The sequence below is a fragment of the Chromobacterium piscinae genome, assembly GCF_021129175.1.
Classification (GTDB): domain Bacteria; phylum Pseudomonadota; class Gammaproteobacteria; order Burkholderiales; family Chromobacteriaceae; genus Chromobacterium; species Chromobacterium piscinae.
This window is the reverse complement of the sequence record NZ_JAJOHV010000055.1, coordinates 1-13,866: the sequence shown is the minus strand read 5'-3', so window position 1 is coordinate 13,866 and position 13,866 is coordinate 1. Positions and strand designations below refer to the sequence as shown.

Sequence of the window (13,866 nt, the reverse complement as noted above, 5' to 3'; positions counted from 1 at the left end):
CAGCAGCAGCGCGACGGCGACGATGGCGGCGACGCGCGCCTTGCGCACCACCGCGCCGCGGCGGGTGTGGTGCAGGTGGAGTTCGGGCAGGCCCTGGCGGTCATGGCGTGGGTCGGTCATTTCAAGCGTCCTGTGCGGGAGCCGCGGGGGCGTCGGCCGCGTGTTGTTTGCGTTGCGCCAGGTAGCGGTGGAAGCTGGCGAACACCACCGGTACGAACAGCAGGGTGGAAACGGTGGCGAACAAGAGGCCGCCGATTACGGCGCGGCCGAGCGGGGCGTTCTGCTCGGAGCCCTCGCCGATGCCGATGGCCATCGGAATCATGCCGATGATCATCGCCAGCGCCGTCATCAGCACCGGCCGCAGCCGGGTGGCGCCGGCCTCCAGCGCCGCCGACAGCGGCGGCAGGCCGTCCCGTAGCCGATGCCGCGCGAACGACACCACCAGGATGCTGTTGGCGGTGGCCACGCCCATGGTCATGATGGCGCCGGTCAGCGCCGGCACCGACAGGTCGGTGCCGGTGACGATCAGCATCCAGGCGATGCCGGCCAGCGCCGCCGGCAGCGCGCTGATGATGATGAAGGGGTCCAGCCAGGACTGGAAATTCACCACGATCAGCAGGTAGACCAGCACGATGGCGCCGAGAATGCCGACGCCGAGGCCGATGTAGGACGAGCGCATCGTTTCCACCTGGCCGCGCAGCGCGACATGGCTGCCCTTGGGCAGATGCGCCTCTTCCTCGTTGATCACCTTCTGGATGGCCGAGGCCACCGAGCCCAGGTCGCGGCCGCGCGCGCTGGCGTAGATGTCGATAGACGGCAGGATGTTGTAGCGGGTGACGATGGCGGCTTCGCGGCCGGGCGCGGCGCTGACCAGATTGCCCAGCGTCTGCTCGCCGGCGCCGCGGCTGCCCGGCGCGTTGACCGGCAGCTGCAGCAGCTGGTCCATGCTGCCGATCCGGTACTGCGGCGCTTGCGCCTGCAGGTTGTAGACGATGCTGTTGGATGGATTGAGCCAGAACGCCGGCTGGGTCTGCTGGCTGCCGGACAGCGGCAGCAGCAGGTTCTGCGCGACGTCGAACGGCGCGATGCCCATTCCCTGCAAACGGGCGCGGTCCATGTTCAGCTTGATCGCCGGCGCATCCAGCCGCTGGTGCACATGGACGTCGGCGGCGCCGGGAATCGCCTTGATCCGGGCCAGCAGGCGGCCGGCGAAGGCGGCGTTGGCGGCGTAGTTCTTGCCGAAGACCTGCACGTCGATGGCGGCCGGCGAGCCGAAATTCAGGATCTGGGTGATGATGTCCGCCGGCTGGAAGAAGAATTCCACGCCGGGGAAGCGGCGCTCCAGCCTGGCTGGCAGCGCGGCGATGTAGTCGGCGCTCGGCTGGTGGCCGGGCTTCAGCGAGATCAGCGCGTCGGTGTCCAGCGTGCCGATGGTGCCGGAGTTGCTGTACGACAGGTTGATGCCGCTATAGGGCAGGCCGATGTTGTCGATGATGGAGTCCAGCTCGCCCGGCGGGATTGCCTTGCGGATCTCGGCGTCCACCTGGTCGGCCAGGACGGCGGTGTCTTCGATCCGGGTGCCGGTGGGCGCGCGCACGTGCAGCTTGATCTGGCCGGTGTCCACCTCGGGGAACAGGTCCCGGCCCAGCAACAGATACAAGCCGCAGGAGGCCAGGCAGAAGCCGAGAAAGACTGAGATGAAGCGCTTGCGGTGCGTCAGCAGGTGGCTGAGCAGGTGCACGTACCACTCGCGCAGCCGCTCGAAGCGGGCGTTGAAGCCCTGGTGCGCGCGGTGTATCCACGCCGACGCGCGGCCGTCGTGGTGGCGATGGCCCATCAGCAGCAACGCCAGCGTCGGCACCAGCGTCCGCGACAGCACGTAGGAGGCCAGCATCGCGAACACCACCGCTTCGGCCATCGGCACGAACAAATAACGCGCCACGCCTTCTAGGAAGAACATCGGCACGAAGACGATGCAAATGCACAGCGTGGAGACGAAGGCTGGAACGGCGATCTCGCCGGCGCCATCCAGAATGGCGGTGTACAGCGGCGAGCCCATGTGCAGATGGCGCTCGATGTTCTCGATGGTCACCGTGGCGTCGTCCACCAGGATGCCCACCGCCAGCGCCAGGCCGCCCAGCGTCATCACATTGATGGTTTCGCCGATCATGTGCAGCGCGACGATGGACGAGAAGATCGACAGCGGGATGGAGACGGCGATGATGGAGGTGGTGCGCCAGTTGCCGAGGAACAGCAGCAGCATCACCGCGGTAAGCGCGGCGGCCACCAGCGCTTCGTGGATCACGCCTTCCACCGCCGTTGTCACGAAGATGGACTGGTCGGCCAGCAGGCTGACGCGCAGGTCCTTGGGCAGCAGCGGCCGCAGGCCGGGCAGCTTGTCCTTCAGATGGCCCACCACGTCCAGCGTCGACGCGCCGCCGTTCTTGTAGATCGACATCATCAGGCCGCGCTGGCCATTCTGCTTGACGATATTGGTCTGCGGCGAGAAGCCGTCGCGCACGTGCGCCACTTCGCGCAGGAAGACCGTGGCGCCGTTGGCCGACCGCACCGGGATGTCGTTCAGGCCGGCGATGGTGTCCGGCGAGCCGTTCAGCTCGACGTTGTACTCGGTGCCGCCGATTTTAGCGGTGCCGGACGGCAGCGCCAGGTTCTGGCTGTTGACCGCGTTGATCACGTCGGCCGGCGTCAGGCCCTTGGCGGCGATGGCGCGGGTGTCCAGGTCCACCGACAGCAGGCGCACCTTGCCGCCGTAGGGGTAAGGGATGGCGATGCCTGGTATCGTCACCAACTGCGGCCTGAGCGTGTTGATGGTGGCGTCGAACACATCCTGCTCCGACATCGACTTGCTGGCCAAGCCGATCTGGATCACCGGCACGCTGGACGCGGTGTACTTGATTACCAGCGGCGGCGTGGCGCCGGGCGGCATCTGCTTGACCACCGCCTGCGACACCGACACCACCTGGGCGATGGCGGTCTGGATGTTAACGTTCGGCTGGAAGAAGATCTTGATGATGGCGATGCCGGCCAGCGATTGCGACTCGATGTGCTCGATGTCGTTGACGGTGGTGGTCAGCACCCGCTCGTGGGTCTGGGTGATGCGGTCGGCCATCTGCTGCGGCGCCAGGCCGCCGTAGCCCCAGATCACGCTGATCACCGGGATGTCGATCTCCGGCAGCACGTCCACCGGCGTGCGCATGATCGCCAGCGGGGTGGCCAGCAGGATGACGATGGCCATCACGATGAAGGTATAGGGCCGTTTCAGGGCCGTTTCGACGATCCACATATTGGACGGTGCGTCCTCTCTTCAGATTGCCGCGCCCGGGCGGCTTGGCGGCGCGGTTGTTGCGATCCGCGCCATGCCTTGTTGCAGCTTATGCCAGCTTGAAGGCGTGCAGTGGGCGGATCGTGCTTGGTTGCGATCGGGTTTTGTTAATGAGTGATGCGAGGCCGCCGCGCGCAGCGCGCTGGCATATTCGCCGCGTTCAAGCAGGATTAACTGGCCAGGCGGCTATGGCGTTGACACTTTTCGGCTGGGTAGTAAAAAAATAATCTACTTTACTATTTTAGCCAGTAGAAACCCCGCCGCGCGCAAGGCGGGGCGGGGTTGGAGACAGGCGGAGAGCGCGCTCAGGCGTGGTGCTTGCGCGCGTAGCTGTTGAGCGAAACCACCCGGGTCTTGCCGATGCGATGGCGGTAGATCTCGCGCAGGTAGCACACCGCTTTCTGCACGTGCTCGCGGGTCAGCCGGATGTCGTTGATCGACACGAACTTCTTGCTGTCGCGGATCAGCTCGCGGTACTTCTTCTCGTACATCGGCTTGATCGCGAACCAGTTTGTGTCCAAGATTTTGGCCGGGTTCTCGTACTCGTTCAGCAAGCGCTCCAGCACCGTCTCGTCGAAGGTGTCGGCGGTGATCAGGTCCAGGATCACGTTGTCCAGGCTGTCGTCGAAGCGGTGGTTGCCGTGGGCGAAGCACCGCTTGATGTAGGCGACGATCAGCGTCAGGAAATCGTCGCTCAGGCAGGGGCTCTTGGCAACCAGCGTGGTCAGCGACAGGTTGGTGGACGCGCCGATCACCAGCGCGTAACGCTTCAGCGTGGTGCTGGGGAACAGGTCGTTCAGGTGGCGCTTCAGCCGGTTCAGGTCCAGATAAGACAGCTTGTAGCCCTTGGGCAGCGACAGGATGGCCACCACCGACGAGCAGTTCTGGAAGAAGAACAGCTGGTTCAGCTTGTCCGCCGAGTAGCCGGACTGCTTGTAGTCGGCCAGCGCGGCGCGGTAGTTGGCCGACTCGATCGGCAACAGGCTGATGCCCTCTATCGCCTGGGTCTGTTGGTTGAAGTGCGGCAAGTCGATCGAGCGGTAGAACAGGTCGTCGATGTCCAGCTTGTTGACGAAGCCGTCCGAGCCCAGCGGATCGGATACCACCGATTCGGCGTAGGCCACCGCCACCGGGCCGGCCAGGCTCATGAACAGGTCGTTGGCGTCCAGCCGTATCGTCTCGCCCATGTCGATGCCGGCGCGCAGGAAGTAGTTCTCGTCGTAGTCGCTGGTGACGGCCTGCGCGGTCAGGATGTTGAAGATCTGCTGCGAGATGTACTGGTTGGCGTGGCGCTCCATCGCGTTGACGTCGAGATGCTCGATGTTGCCGCCTTCGCTCTCCTCGGCGTAGCGCATGATGTCGTTGGAGATCAGCATCATCGCGTTCCATGGCCGGATGCGGCGCATCACGCTCTCGGCGCCGGCCTCTTCGTTGTCGAAGTTGTAGGAGAAGTCCCATTCCTCGGACAGGTATTTGCACAGCAGCCGGCCGGCGTTGATGTGCAGCGCCTCCGAGCCCTCGGCGTGCTGGCCGGAGATGTTGGGCAGGATGCAGATGCCGCTGGTGAAGATGGGCTCGAACACGAAGCCGTAGTCGTCGCCCTGGTCTCCCTTGCCCTCGTTGCGGGTCTCGAAGGTCTTGCTCATGTAGGCGTACTGCTGGGCCAGGCCGAATTCGGACGCCATGCCGGAGCCGGTGCCGCCGCCCGCGCTGAAGATGTAGAAATACAGCCGCGACTGGTTGGCCTTGATGCCGCAGGAGTCCACCAGATAGGAGTGGATCAGCGTCCAGTCCGGGTCGGAGAAGCTCAGCGTGTCCTTGTTGAGGATGATCTTGGCCAGGTACTGGCCCAGGATGGGCGCATTGCCGGCGCCGCCGGCGTGGACCTCGGCCAGGTCCATGATCTTCAGCTTGTTGTAGTTGTTGATGAAGTCGCCCTGCTCGCCGCGGCGGGAGAAGCGAATGCGGCCCTTGATGTCCTTGTCCAGGTCGCCCAGCATCACCATCGGCTCGATCAGGAAGGCAGGCTTGGCCTCCTTGTGCTGCGACAGCAGGTTGCGGCGTATCCAGCGCCGCGGCCGCTGCTCCTGCTCGGGCGCGCTCTTGTCGTCCTGGTTGAATTCGTTCAGGTAGAACTTGCGGGCGTTGTAGACCAGGGTGGCCACGTCCAGCGCGATATTGGAACCGCAGCGGCCCAGGCCGATCAGGCAGACCGAAGGGAAGGGTTTTTCGGTGGGGCCGCTCTGGCCGTCTTCGGCATCGCGGGTGAAGGCCATGCCGCGCAGCGTGTCCAGATGCTGCAGTATGCGGTTGGTGTCGTGCTCGATGAAGTACTGGTACAACCCGTTCTGGCCACGCTCATTCAGATTCAGCAATTGGCGCGTGGTGGCTGCCTGCGGGGTGGCGGGAGCCGGCTCGTCGGGAGTTGTCGGGGGATTCGAGGACTGGTCGTACATAGATTGCATGATCATCCATTCTCTCTTCAAGGTTACCCTTGGTTCGGGCGGTCGGGCCGGAGCGGCCGGCCGTTCCTATCAGCAGCGTGCTTATTGGTGTTTTGGTGTTATTCACATTCCATTGTCAGGTCCAATTGGCATTTTGACCACTAAATTCTGTGTAATGGATGGCGGGGGAAAGGCAAGGTGCGGCTAACTTGCCGCAATGACGGGGCGTTGACGGCGGGCGGAAAGAAAAACGCCGCCCGGGAGGGCGGCGCGGAGGGATGCAGCGGGGGGGAGGGACGCTTTAGATGCGGCGTGCCAGTTCCTCGGCCTTGCCCAGGTAGTTGGACGGGGTCAGCTCCAGCAGGCTGGCCTTGACCGCGTCCGGCAGCTCCAGGCTGCGGATGAAGGCGTGCAGCGTTTCGCGGGTGATGCCGCCCTTGCCGCGGGTCAGCTCTTTCAACTGCTCGTACGGATTGGCGATGCCGTAGCGGCGCATCACGGTCTGTACCGGCTCGGCCAGCAGCTCCCAGGCGCCGTCCAGCTCGGCGGCGATCAGGGCCGGGTTGATCTCCAGCTTGTTCAGGCCTTTCAGGCAGGACTTCAGACCCAGGATGGTGTAGCCGAAGCCGACGCCCATATTGCGCAGCACGGTGGAGTCGGTCAGGTCGCGCTGCCAGCGGGAGATCGGCAGCTTTTCCGCCAGATGGCCCATGATGGCATTGGCCATGCCCAGATTGCCTTCGGAGTTTTCGAAGTCGATCGGGTTGACCTTGTGCGGCATGGTGGAGCTGCCCACTTCGTCCTTCTTCACCTTTTGCTTGAAGTAGCCCAGCGAGATGTAGCCCCAGATGTCGCGGTTCAGGTCGATCAGGATGGTGTTGACGCGCATCGCCACCTGGTACAGCTCGGCCATGTAGTCGTGCGGCTCGATCTGGATGGTGTAGGGATTGAAGGTGATGCCGAGGCCGGTGACGAAGCGGCCGCACAGGCTTTCCCAGTCGATGTCCGGATAGGCGGCCAGGTGGGCGTTGTAGTTGCCGACCGCGCCGTTGATCTTGCCCAGGATTTCCTGGTGCACCAGCTGCTCGCGCTGGCGCTTCAGGCGGTAGACGGTGTTGGCCAGTTCCTTGCCCATCGTAGACGGCGTGGCCGGCTGGCCGTGCGTGCGGCACATCATCGGCACGTCGGCCAGTTCATGCGACAGCTTTTGCAGCTTGTGGATCACCTCGTCCAGCATCGGCAGCAGCACGGTGTTGCGCGCGGTCTTCAGCATCAGCGCGTGGCTGAGGTTGTTGATGTCCTCGGAGGTGCAGGCGAAGTGGATGAACTCGCTGGCGGCCATCACTTCCGGATTGCCGGACAGGCGCTCCTTCAGCCAATACTCGATCGCCTTGACGTCGTGGTTGGTGCGAACCTCGATCGCCTTCACCTCTTCGCCATGCTCGACGCTGAAATTGGCGATCACGTCGTCGATCTCGCGGATGGTGGCGTCGGAGAACGGCTTGACCTCTTCGATGCCCGGCTCGGCGGCCAGCATCTTCAGCCATTCCAGTTCCACCTTGACGCGGCACTTCATCAAGCCGAATTCGGAGAACAGGTTGCGCAGGCCTTCCACTTGGGCGGCGTAGCGGCCATCCAGCGGGGAGAGGGCGGTCAACGTAGTCAGATTCATGCTGAGTATTTCCAAACGTGGTTTGCCAAACTGCGGCGGGTTGCTAGTACAGATTCGTTTCAGGCCGCGCTGTCCGCCAGCCTGCGCCTGAGGCCGGCGGCCAACAGGCCGGCCGCTTCGGGGCGGAAGCGGAAGAACAGCTCGGGCTCTATCATTTCCAGCTCCATGACGGCGAGGCGGCCTTGTCCGTCGCGGACCAGATCGACGCGCGCGTACAGCACGTCGAACGGCACCGCGCGCACGGCGGCTTCGGCGAAGGCGATTTCCTCGGCGCTGGCCTGGTGCGGATGCACGCTGCCGCCGTGGTCGTCCTGCACGCGGAAGTCGCCGGGTTTGGGCGTCTTGCGTATCGCGTGGCTGTAGCGGCCGTCCACCACCATCAGCGACAGCTCGCCTTGTTCCAGCACCTGGCGCTGGAAGGGCTGCAGCAGCATCGCTTCGCGTTCGACCAAATCGCCGAACGCGCACTCCAGGCGCTGGCCGTCGCCGGCGTCGAAACGGTAGGTGTGGCGCGCGTTGCCGGACACCGCCGGCTTGAGGATCAGCTCATTCCAGCCGCTGGCGTCGGCCAGTTGCGCCAGGGCGCGCCGCTCGCCTTTTTCAATGTAGAGGGTGGGCACCACGGCCACGCCCTTATTTTGCAGTTCGACGAGGTAGCGCTTGTCCAGATTCCAGCGGATCAGTTCGGCTGCGTTGAACAGCCGGCATTGCCGGGATACGCGCGACAGCCAGGGCGAGAATTCGCCGAAGCGCTCGAAATAGTCCCAAGTGGTGCGGAACAGCAGCGAGCGTGCCTGGCGCCAGTCGAAACCGGCGTCGTCCCAGGCAAGGCGGCAAACCGTCAGGCCGGCGTCACGCAGCGCGTCCAGCACCAAGCCATCCTCATGATGCACCTGGCGGCTGTACCAGTCCTCAGGCTTGTGTTCCAGCTGGCGGCGATCTGTCAGCACCGCGACGTCGAACAACATGTCTTTATCTCAAAAGAAACGGGCGACTGGCGCCCGTTTGTTTTCGCTTACATGCCGGGCATCATGCCCTTCATGCCTCGCATCATCTTCATCATCCCGCCCTTGGACGAGAACTGCTTCATCATCTTCTGCATCTGCTCGAACTGGTTCAGCAGGCGGTTCACCTCCTGCACCGTGACGCCGGAGCCGGCGGCGATGCGGCGCTTGCGGCTGGCCTTCAGCAGTTCCGGCTTGCGGCGCTCTTCCATGGTCATCGAGTTGATGATGCCTTCGATGCGGCGCATCGACTTCTCCGCCTCCGCGCCCTGGACGCCCTTGGCCATCTCGCCCAGCTGGCCCGGCATCTTTTCCAGCAGGTTGGCCATGCCGCCCATCTTCTTCATCTGCTGCATCTGGGCCTTGAAGTCCTCGAGGTCGAAGCCCTTGCCGGACTTCAACTTCTTGGCCATCGCTTCGGCTTCCTTCTGATCGATGCCCTTCTGGACTTCCTCGATCAGGGACAGCACGTCGCCCATGCCCAGGATGCGGCTGGCTATGCGGTCAGGATGGAAGGGCTCGATGCCGGAGACCTTCTCGCCGACGCCGATGAACTTGATCGGCTTGCCGGTCACATGGCGCACCGACAGCGCGGCGCCGCCGCGGGAGTCGCCGTCCATCTTGGTCAGCACCACGCCGGTCAGCGGCAGCGCCTCGTTGAAGGCTTTGGCGGTGTTGACCGCGTCCTGGCCCTGCATCGCGTCGACGACGAACAGCGTTTCCACCGGGTTGATCGCGGCGTGCAGCGCCTTGATCTCCTCCATCATCGCTTCGTCGATGGCGAGGCGGCCGGCGGTGTCCACCAGCAGCACGTCGAAGAAATGGCGGCGCGCGTGGTCGATCGCGGCGCGGGCGATGTCGACCGGCTTTTGCGACGCCTCGGACGGGAACCATTCGACGCCCACTTGCGAGGCCAGCAGCTTCAGCTGCTCGATGGCGGCCGGACGGTAGACGTCGGCGGACACCACCAGCACCTTCTTCTTCTGGGTTTCCTTCAGCCTTTTGGCCAGCTTGCCGACGGTGGTGGTCTTGCCGGCGCCCTGCAGGCCGGCCATCAGCACGATGGCGGGCGGCACGGCGGCTAGGTCGAGCTCGTCGTTCTTGTCGCCCATCAGCTTGACGAGCTCTTCGTTCACCACGCCCACCAGCGCCTGGCCCGGGGTCAGGCTGCCCATCACGTCCTGGCCCAGCGCGCGCTCTTTCACCTGGGCGATGAAGGTCTTGATGACGGGCAGCGCCACGTCGGCTTCCAAGAGCGCCATGCGCACTTCGCGCATCGCGTCCTGGATGTTGGATTCGGTCAGCCGCGCGTTGCCGCGCAGGGTTTTCATCACGCCGGACAGGCGGCTGGTCAAGTTGTCTAGCATGGTGCTGTCCTTACTCTCTGCCAACGAACGGCAGCTTGGTGTAGACTTTCAAATCCATCGATTTTACCACGAGCCGCCCGGGCCGCGCCCGGATTTGATCACATACCTAATATGACCAGCCTACTGCTCGTTCTGTCCTTGCTCCTGATCCTGTCCTACGGGGCTTTCACCTGGCATTACCTGGCCAACTGGAAAGGCGCGGCGCGCTGGCCGCGCAATCCGCGGCTGGAGCACAGCCTGCTGGGGCTGCTGCTGCTGGTGCAGGCCTTTGTCGTCGTGGCGCCGCTGAGTACCAGCGGCGGCTTGTCGCTGGGCGTGGGCCACGCGCTGAGCGTGGTAGTGTGGATCATGCTGCTGATCTACTGGACCTGCAGCTTCTTCTACAAGGTGGAGGGCCTGCAGTTGTTCATGATGCCGCTGGCCATGGCCGCGCTGGCTTTCGCCATCGCTTTTCCGGGGCGGCACATGGTCAGCGACCTGTCCAATCCCGCCTTTGTAATGCACATCCTGGTGTCCATGCTGGCCTACAGCCTGTTCGCGATCGGCGCGTTGATCGCGGTGCTGATGCTGATCCTGGAGCGGGCGCTGCACCACCGGCGGGTGTCGATGCTGGCCAAGCAACTGCCGCCGCTTTTGACGCTGGAAAAGATGATGTTCCAGGTGATCGCCGTCGGTTTCCTGCTGCTGACGCTGACGCTGCTGACCGGCGTGTTGTTCTCCGAGGAGGTGTTCGGCCAGGCCGCCGCGCTGACCCACAAGACGGTGTTCGGCGTGATCTCGTGGCTGATCTTCGCCGGGCTCCTGGTGGGACGCCGCCTCAAGGGCTGGCGCGGCAAGGTGGCGATACGCTGGGCGCTGGCCGGTTTCCTGTCATTGATGCTGGCATACGTGGGCAGCAAGGTGGTCTTAGAATTGATCCTGCAGCGCGGGTGAGTCCGCTCGCCTCGCGCTGACGCATACCAATACATTTCACGACTGCACTTTCATTAGGAGCTTGCCATGAAGAAGCTGTTCGCTGTCTTTGCCGGTTTGCTGTTGCTGTGCAATCTCGCCTGGGCCGCCGTTAATCTGAACACCGCGACGCCGCAACAACTGGAAGCCTTGAAGGGCATTGGCCCGGCCAAAGCCAAGGCCATTGTCGATTACCGGACCAAAAACGGCCCGTTCAAGACTGTCGACGATCTGAAGAAGGTTTCCGGCATTGGGGACAAGACGTTGGAAAGCCTGCGCAAGGAAGTCACCGTTGGCGGCGCCGCGCCGGCCGCCAAGCCTGCTGCCGCAAACGCGAAGCCGGCAACTGCCAAGCCCGCCGCCAAGTAAGCGCCTGCCGGTTAGAGCCGGCGCCGCATTTAAACCGCCATGCCGTTCTGGATGGCGGTTTTTCATTTTCGCGGATTTTTTTAATTTGCCGATTTGACTGATGGGGGGCGTTCTTTGTTGCTAATTGGCAACAATGTGACGGTTTTGTTGTTTTTGCGCGTCTTGTTGGCGCTGCGCGGCTTGTGACAAGTATTTTGTAAACAAGTAGATAGCATTGTTCTGTTGTTTTTTTGTTGATTTTTACCTGTCATGACGGGGCTGTCTTTGTTTTTTTGCAACGCCAGTCTTATATTGGCTACAGCGATCGACGGAACATACCGTCGGCACATAAATGTCCAGGCAAACGGTTTCACCGGGAAGCCCACAGGACAAAATCAACTGACTTGAAAGGATTTGCAATGAACAAGAAGCTCATCGCTTTGGCGTTGGCTGCCCTGCCTGCGGCGGCCATGGCCGACGTGACCATCTACGGTCAGATCCGTGGCGGTTACGAATACAACAAGACTTATAGCTCCACGCTGAGCAAGGATGCCAACGGCAAGCCCCAAGGCAGTTCCGAGATCAACGACTGGACTTCGCGCTTGGGTTTCAAAGGCAGCGAGGATCTGGGCAATGGCCTGAAGGCTATCTGGCAGGTGGAAAGCCGGTTGAAGATTGATGGCTCTGGCGATCCCACCAAGCAGGAAGGCAATCTGGGCGGCCGCGATACTTTCATTGGTCTGGCAGGCGATGGCTGGGGACAGGTACGCCTGGGCCGGTTGTCCAACTATCCCAATCTGGATATGGAGCAAGTGGATCCCGGCTATTACAGCGATCAGAGCGTAGGCGGCCTTGGCATGTTCACTCGCCTCGATACCCGCGTGAACAACGCCATTCGCTATGACAGCCCGAACTGGTATGGCTTCAGCTACATGGTCTTGTGGGGAGTCGATGAGGCGCGTGCTCAGGCTTCGGATGGGTCTCGCACGAACAATCAGCTGATCAATATTGGCTTAAGCTATGAGAATTCCGGCTATTTCGGTAAATATAGCTTTGTGAATATGGGCGACTCCAATAAGGTCGGTTCTGGTCTGAAGGATTGGCATCGTTTGGAAGCCGGTTACAACGCCAATAATATCTATGCCGCCTTTGGCTATCAGCAAGTCCGTGGTTACCTTGGTCAGGCGACGACGACCGTTGGGGGGGTGACCACTGTCACTGGCTTTGCTGATAAGGGCGGAGTGGCTTATAACCTGAATGCGCTTAATGCTGCATTTGCCAGCAATGCCGGATCGTTTAATGCCTCCCAACTGGTTAAGACCAAGGAGTTGGCATTGACCGGAGGTTACACCTTTGGTTCTTTCACTCCTTATCTGAGCTACGTCAAAGGGTATGATGTAAGCATTGGCGGCAGTACGCTGTCGAAATCCGGCTATGACCAGTTCGTGCTGGGCCTGGATTACGCCTTGTCGAAGCGCACCGATGTTTACACCTCTTATGGTCATGTGAACTGGAAGGCTGATAACCTGACGAGCGAAAGCTCCTTCGGGCTGGGCCTGATCCACCGCTTCTAACAAACGGTATTCTTTTCCTCTGAAAAAGGGCTGCCTCGGCAGCCCTTTTTTTGTCCAGTCCACTAGAGAGCCTGATGGACAGGGATTTGCCAGTTCGATTCGCATATAATACCGTCACAGCCTATACCTGATCACGACCGCAAGGTTTGAACCGGATCGATTTCGCTTATGGAAGCTACGGCAGGAATTTCCGGCCTGGGCAGAGCCCTGGTCCAGCACAATATGCTGTTGCAGCAGGATGCGGACGCCATTTCGAAACAGGCGATGATTTCCCATCTCAGTTTCGTCGAGCAGCTGATCCAGAGCAAGAAGATGGCCGCGCGCGACATCGCGATGTTTTCGTCTCGGGTGTTCGGCTACCCGCTACTGGATCTGGCTTCACTGGATACCGATCAACTACCCAAGGGGCTGGTGGACGACGAGGTGATCGCCAGCCGCCGGTTGTTGCCGCTGCTCAAGCGCGGCAACAAGCTTTACATCGGCACTTCCGATCCCACCCAGACCTCTGCCTACCACGCGATCACCTTCAAAACCGGTCTGACGGTAGAAGTGGTGGTGGTGGAAGAAGATAAGCTGTCCAAGCTGATAGGACGATATCAGGACAATTCGACCTCGGCTTTGAAAGAGCTGGAGAGCGAGGATTTTGGTGATCTGGAGTTCGCCGATCCCGAAGCGCAGCTGGACAGTGGGCCGCAGACCGAGGTTGACGATGCGCCGGTGGTCAAATTCATTCATAAGATGTTGCTGGATGCGATAGGCATCGGCGCGTCCGACATTCACTTCGAACCATATGAAAAGTATTACCGCATCCGCTACCGAGTGGATGGCGTATTAAAGGAGGTGGCGCAGCCGCCGCTGCTGCTGAAGGAAAAGATCGCCTCGCGCATCAAGGTGATTTCCCGGCTGGATATCTCGGAAAAGCGGCTGCCGCAGGATGGTCGGCTGAAGTTGGTGATTTCCAAGACCCGGGCGATAGACTTCCGTGTCAGTACCTTGCCTACCTTGTACGGCGAAAAAATCGTGATGCGCATCCTGGACTCGTCCGGCGCCTCGCTGGACATCGAGCAGTTGGGATTCGAGGCGGAGCAGAAGGCGCACTTGCTTAGGGCAATCGCCAGACCGTATGGCATGGTGCTGGTGACCGGCCCCACCGGCAGCGGCAA

The 13,866-nt window shown here is 62.0% G+C and carries 9 protein-coding genes; 4 read left to right on the top strand and 5 right to left on the bottom strand.

The window, feature by feature from the left end:
- Positions 1 to 121 precede the first annotated feature (121 nt).
- The 5 genes from LQR33_RS14345 to ffh form a co-directional block, all read right to left on the bottom strand.
- Positions 122 to 3,304, bottom strand: coding sequence for an efflux RND transporter permease subunit (locus tag LQR33_RS14345; RefSeq protein WP_231469503.1), 3,183 nt, complete (start codon positions 3,302 to 3,304; stop codon positions 122 to 124).
- A 344-nt stretch (positions 3,305 to 3,648) separates the two neighbouring features.
- Positions 3,649 to 5,814, bottom strand: coding sequence for a hypothetical protein (locus tag LQR33_RS14340; RefSeq protein ID WP_166439767.1), 2,166 nt, complete (start codon positions 5,812 to 5,814; stop codon positions 3,649 to 3,651).
- 274 nt (positions 5,815 to 6,088) lie between these two features.
- Positions 6,089 to 7,459, bottom strand: a complete 1,371-nt coding sequence (gene purB, locus LQR33_RS14335; RefSeq protein ID WP_166439766.1) for an adenylosuccinate lyase — start codon at positions 7,457 to 7,459, stop codon at positions 6,089 to 6,091.
- Positions 7,460 to 7,518: 59 nt separating this feature from the next.
- On the bottom strand, positions 7,519 to 8,427 hold the full coding sequence (locus tag LQR33_RS14330) for an ATP-grasp domain-containing protein (protein WP_166439765.1): 909 nt from the start codon (positions 8,425 to 8,427) through the stop codon (positions 7,519 to 7,521).
- A gap of 47 nt (positions 8,428 to 8,474) precedes the next feature.
- Positions 8,475 to 9,830: a signal recognition particle protein gene (gene ffh / locus LQR33_RS14325; RefSeq protein ID WP_166439764.1), complete on the bottom strand. Its 1,356-nt coding sequence runs from the start codon at positions 9,828 to 9,830 to the stop codon at positions 8,475 to 8,477.
- 111 nt (positions 9,831 to 9,941) lie between these two features.
- Between ffh and LQR33_RS14320 the strand changes: the two genes are divergently transcribed.
- The 4 genes from LQR33_RS14320 to LQR33_RS14305 form a co-directional block, all read left to right on the top strand.
- Positions 9,942 to 10,763: a cytochrome C assembly family protein gene (locus LQR33_RS14320; protein ID WP_021479148.1), complete on the top strand. Its 822-nt coding sequence runs from the start codon at positions 9,942 to 9,944 to the stop codon at positions 10,761 to 10,763.
- Positions 10,764 to 10,829: 66 nt separating this feature from the next.
- Entirely contained in the window at positions 10,830 to 11,150 is a 321-nt protein-coding gene (locus LQR33_RS14315) for a ComEA family DNA-binding protein (protein WP_166439763.1), read from the top strand.
- A 398-nt stretch (positions 11,151 to 11,548) separates the two neighbouring features.
- Positions 11,549 to 12,703, top strand: coding sequence for a porin (locus tag LQR33_RS14310; RefSeq protein ID WP_221664091.1), 1,155 nt, complete (start codon positions 11,549 to 11,551; stop codon positions 12,701 to 12,703).
- A 168-nt stretch (positions 12,704 to 12,871) separates the two neighbouring features.
- Positions 12,872 to 13,866: ATPase, T2SS/T4P/T4SS family (locus LQR33_RS14305; protein ID WP_231469500.1), on the top strand; the 995-nt coding region annotated here is incomplete at its 3' end.